The organism is Mesorhizobium sp. L103C119B0 (genome assembly GCF_000502235.1).
In the GTDB taxonomy this organism is placed as follows: Bacteria; Pseudomonadota; Alphaproteobacteria; order Rhizobiales; family Rhizobiaceae; genus Mesorhizobium.
On sequence record NZ_AYXE01000055.1, the window covers coordinates 1 to 4,681 of the forward strand.

Consider the following 4,681-nt stretch of genomic DNA (forward strand, 5'->3'; position numbering starts at 1 on the left):
ACACGACGCTCTTCCGATCTTATCCGCGTCTGACAGGCTGGGCCGAGGATGCCATCGAACAAACCCTGACCTTCTTCAGGCTGCCGAGACAGCACCACAAGCATCTTAAATCCACCAACATGCTGGAGCGGCTCAACGAGGAAATCCGCCGGCGCACCTACGTCGTGCGCATCTTCCCCAACACCGAAAGCTGCCTGCGCCTGGTCAGGGCCTTGGCCGTCGAGACCAACGAAAACTGGATGGAGGCCAACCGATACATCAATATGGACGACCTGCGCGAGCACAAGAAGCTCGCTCTGCGCCAAGCCGCATGACCAGCATCATGGCTGCCCCATTTTGCAGAACTTGACGCACACAACCTGAATGTTCTGGCGTACCGACATGCCGGAAGAGTTATCCACCTTCCATAGACCGTGCAAGGGGTCACTGCCGCCGTCCAGCTGGCGGCAATGTATCTATCGGTCGCATCATCAGGATCGCAGAGGAGTGCACACGGTAGCCTGTGAGCAAGTTAATTCTGCCGGCGAGGGTTACGGCTGAAACACCATCGAAGTTTCGTCGATCTGAAAGGTGCCCTCGACCCGGACATTCATCGATGCGCCTAGCGTTGTTCGATAGGGTTTCTCGGCGTAGACCACTAGGGCCACCTCGAATTCAACAGGGACGATCGCCGGCGCGCCATCGTGAAAAGTGATGTAGACCGTGACATCGACGAAAGGCGGTCGCGAATTCCGGTCCTCCCATCCGTCTATGCGCACAATGCCTTTGATGGCCTCCTCACCCGAATGGCGTGCCAGTTGCTCGCCTGAGACGTTAATTCTGGAGATCGACATCCCGGCCGCCATCCGGCCAGCATCCATCCGGACGTCAAGGACGTCGGCTGGGACTTCCAGTTCACGATGTGAATGACGGCGTCCTCGAGGCCGTTTTTCACATGGGTCGCACTGAGCGTTGCCGGCGCGTAGCCCGGTGCGAATTCCGTCTGTCTGCGCTGCCCCGCAACTGACCTAGCAGCGGCCTGATCGCAACGGCGGCCGCACTCGCTGCCATCCATCCGCTTGCCGCGCCGATCCATTCTCGGGCGCAAATGGCGCCGCCTTGGCCATCTCGGCAGATCGTCGAGTAGTCGGGCCAATGCCTCCAAGCAGGAATGCAGCCAGAGCGACGCGGCAAAGCCCATCGGGACGCGCCAGCCTAGGTCTTCCTCCCCCCGCTGCATGCCAGACGTATTGTCCTTGGGCATCGCGCCGCTCCATCGGCGAGGCGTCAGTTCGTCTCGTCGACGATACTGTCATAGTCGCGGCCGATCAGTAGCAGCACGAAGCCGCAGGGCACTGTCACGCTGGTGAGGGCAATAAGGCCGAGCCATCCATAGTCCGGCTTCGCAAAATAGTAGTACCAGCTAATCGCCTGCACCAGCGGAGACACGATCAACATCCAAGCACCCCATTGCCATCCGTGTTGAGCCGGATCGTTGTCGTCGCTCGATATCTAATTGCCATACGTATGCCCTCCCGTTCCTCAAAAGGCAGCTTCGCGCCGGTTGAGCGCGAACGCAAGCGCCGGCCCGGCTACGGCTTTGCGAGCCTCACGCCGGCGCCTCCTCCATTCTGCGGAATGAGCTCAACCCCGGCAGCCTCCAGAGCGGCCTGCAGGTCGACCAACGTGCGGTCGTATGGCGTCCGCTTGCCAGCTTCGAAATTGGCAATGGTCGTCTTGGCCACCTGGGAGGCCGCTGCCAGCTGATCCTGCGACCATCCAACAAGCGCCCGGGCTGCCCGGCATTGAGATGGCGAAAGTGTCATTTTAGTTAAACCTTACATTAAAGTGACTGTACGATACGTGCAGCCTTATACCATTAGTGCAACGTTATCGCAAATGCAGACCCAAATGCCTAACACCCCTCTTCTGGAGGCCGGCGAAGCTATGGCCGCTGCCTTCCCTTAGAAGATTTTCCCGCGCCCTGCTCGGTGCCATCGCCTCTATTCCGGCCATAAGAGGCGCGGCCGCGGCGCATGTCTCGCCGCAACCGGCGCCTCTGCCCTCCGAGGAGGAACTGCTGCAAGCCTACAGTGAGTGGCTGTTCTTCGAACGTCTGCTGCTTATGCGCGACATCTACCCTCGCGAGCGCAACCCCTACCGCCAAACAGCCCTCGTGCCCTGCAACACTCTTGCGGCGCATTACCATTTCCCGCTACGATGACCGAGAGTTGTAGCCCGACATGGGAAACGGTGCCCTCGCCAGCCACGCGTGCGCTGCTCGTCTTGCAGACTGTCGGCGTTGACTTCAGGCCGCTGAGTGAACGGCAATGATCTTTCGTTCAGAAGGAAACTGCCATGCGAACGACCGAACGTGATCGACCGCCTTCCGGCTGGTTTGTGGTCGACGTGATGCGCCGCGAAGCCCGGAAGTGGGACTGGGCGGCGCTTGTGACCGATACGCATCCTGACGATCTAGAAGCTCGGATCTTTGCGAAGCAGTGCTGGGTCCCCATTCTCGGCAAGCACCGAAACCGAGATGCGGCTTGGGATATGTTCGAGGCGATGTCAGCCACGCGGCACTGACTGACTTTCATTCCGCATCAGAGAAACGAACAGCCCGCTGCGGCTGGTGGCGGGTTTTTCATGTCGCGTTTCATGTCGCGTCCATCAGCCGCGCACCAGTAAAAACCGTTGGAAACCAAGGATACTCAGTTGCAACATGAGCTGAATATTACAGAAACAAGCGGTGCCCAGAGGCATTAGGAAATGTCTGTGCTTTCAGATCTTACCACGCACATAGCATGCGGACAATCAACAGAAATAGCAACAATAGATTCCTGTGGGTTATTTCATTCCTCCCGGAATGTCCGACTGATTTGGTCCGACAGCGGCTTCACGAAATAGGAAAGCGCCGTACGCTCACCCGTCTGGACCATCGCTTCGGCCGGCATACCGGGCACGAGCGTCAGGCCCTTGAGCTTCGTCAGTTCCGCCTGCGGAACCGACAGGCGCACCAGGTAGTACGAAATGCCGTTTTTTTCATCCGTCGCCAGATCGGCTGCGATCCGGCTGACATATCCGTTCAATATCGGCGTGGTTCTCAGATTGAAGGCTGACATCCGCAGCACGGCCTTGTGACCAAGCTGGATTTGGTCGATGTCCTTCGGGGTGATTCGTACTTCAAGCGCAAGATCGTCGCCTTCCGGCACGATTAGCATGATCGGATCGGCGGGCGTGATCACTCCGCCGACCGTATGAATTGCGAGTTGTTGAATGGTGCCTGACTGCGGCGCGACGATATCGATCCGCCGCAGTTCCTGTTCAACCGCCACCTTGCGCTCAACATACTCCCCGACCTGCGCCTGAACCTCTCTGAGCTCCTGGCCCACTTCCGACTTGAAATCCTGATCGATCTGCGGGATCTGCAGGCGCGTTTCGGCTATGCGGGCTGCCGTCTGTGCCTGATCTGCGATCTTCTCACCGCGTTCGCCACCGAAAGTGGCAACCTGGATCTTCAGGCTGTTCAACCGTTGGTCCGAGACAATGCCTTGGTTGCGCAGCCCACTTAGAACAGCAATTTCCTTTTGGAGAACCTCGATCATTTTTTCACAGGCAATTTCCTGCGCCTTGAGTCCTTCGATCTCGTGGTGATATTGAGTAATGCGTTCCGCCAATTGCGCCTGCTTCCCGTCGCGGGATTGCCTGCGGAATTCGAACAGCAACGTCTCGCTCTCTATTGCCGAAGCTACGTCCGGAACATCTCTTCGGGCGAGTAGCCAGTCCGGGAAGGGGATTTCCGCGAGATCGTTACGCTCAGCATCGAGTCGTGCCAGGTAGGCGGCCAGCTCATCGAGCCGCTTGGTGACTATGGCGAGATTAGCGCGCGCCTGGGTGGCATCGAGCCGCATGAGGATGTCGCCGGCTTTTACCTTGTCGCCTTCGCGCACCAGGATTTCTCCCACCACCCCGCCAGTCGGGTGCTGCACCTTCTTGACATAGGAAACGACGACAAAGTGTCCGGACGCTACAACCGCACCGGAGAGATTCGTGAAGGTCGCCCAGGCTCCGGCTCCTCCCACAAAGATCACGCTCGCCAGAAGGCCCGCCACCAGGTGCCGGCGAATGGACTCGAAACGTCATTGTTCTGATGAATGCCGGACACCGGGATCCTCCATGTCAGCGCGCTCTGCCACGTGATCCTGTGTAGACTCGATGGCCTTCAGGACTTTGGAACGCGCACCGAATGATCGCTGCCGTCCACCTTCCATCACCAACACCAAATCGACNGATGGCCTTCAGGACTTTGGAACGCGCACCGAATGATCGCTGCCGTCCACCTTCCATCACCAACACCAAATCGACGGCGCGGATGGCGCTCGGCCGATGGGCGACGACAACCGCAATGCCCTTGCGCTCGCGCACGGAGGCGATCGCATTAACGACTGCAGCTTCGCCTTCCGCGTCGAGATGGGCATTGGGTTCATCCAGCACGACAAGGAAAGGGTCTCGATAAAGGGCACGGGCAAGACCGATAAGCTGACGCTGCCCGGCGGAAAGTGCCGATCCGGCCTCACCAATCGGAGTTTCGTATCCGTGCTCAAATCGGAGGATCAGTTCGTGCGTGCCCGCTGCTTTCGCCGCGGCGACAATAGCCTCAGGGTCAGGATCATGTTCAAAACGAGCAATGTTTTCGGCAATG

General features: G+C 58.7%; 5 protein-coding genes and 1 pseudogene. 1 reads left to right on the plus strand and 5 read right to left on the minus strand.

Annotated elements, in window-relative coordinates:
- Positions 1 to 530: 530 nt before the first annotated feature.
- The 3 genes and pseudogenes from X728_RS137065 to X728_RS0136835 all read right to left on the minus strand — a co-directional run.
- On the minus strand, positions 531 to 845 hold the full coding sequence (locus X728_RS137065) for a hypothetical protein (protein ID WP_155924075.1): 315 nt from the start codon (positions 843 to 845) through the stop codon (positions 531 to 533).
- Positions 846 to 1,266: 421 nt separating this feature from the next.
- A complete protein-coding gene (locus X728_RS1000000170855; protein WP_023703258.1) occupies positions 1,267 to 1,437 on the minus strand; it encodes a hypothetical protein in 171 nt (56 codons plus the stop codon).
- 140 nt (positions 1,438 to 1,577) lie between these two features.
- A pseudogene (locus tag X728_RS0136835) lies at positions 1,578 to 1,805 on the minus strand (helix-turn-helix transcriptional regulator); the annotation flags it as partial.
- Between the two features lie 532 nt (positions 1,806 to 2,337).
- Here X728_RS0136835 and X728_RS1000000170860 point away from each other — a divergent pair.
- Entirely contained in the window at positions 2,338 to 2,565 is a 228-nt protein-coding gene (locus X728_RS1000000170860; RefSeq protein ID WP_155924076.1) for a hypothetical protein, read from the plus strand.
- 266 nt (positions 2,566 to 2,831) lie between these two features.
- Here X728_RS1000000170860 and X728_RS00130 read toward each other — a convergent pair whose 3' ends face one another.
- Both X728_RS00130 and X728_RS1000000169965 read right to left on the minus strand, forming a co-directional pair.
- A complete protein-coding gene (locus tag X728_RS00130; protein ID WP_023833325.1) occupies positions 2,832 to 4,091 on the minus strand; it encodes an HlyD family type I secretion periplasmic adaptor subunit in 1,260 nt (419 codons plus the stop codon).
- A 67-nt stretch (positions 4,092 to 4,158) separates the two neighbouring features.
- The coding region (locus tag X728_RS1000000169965) for an ATP-binding cassette domain-containing protein (protein WP_155924077.1) at positions 4,159 to 4,681 on the minus strand (523 nt) is incomplete at its 5' end.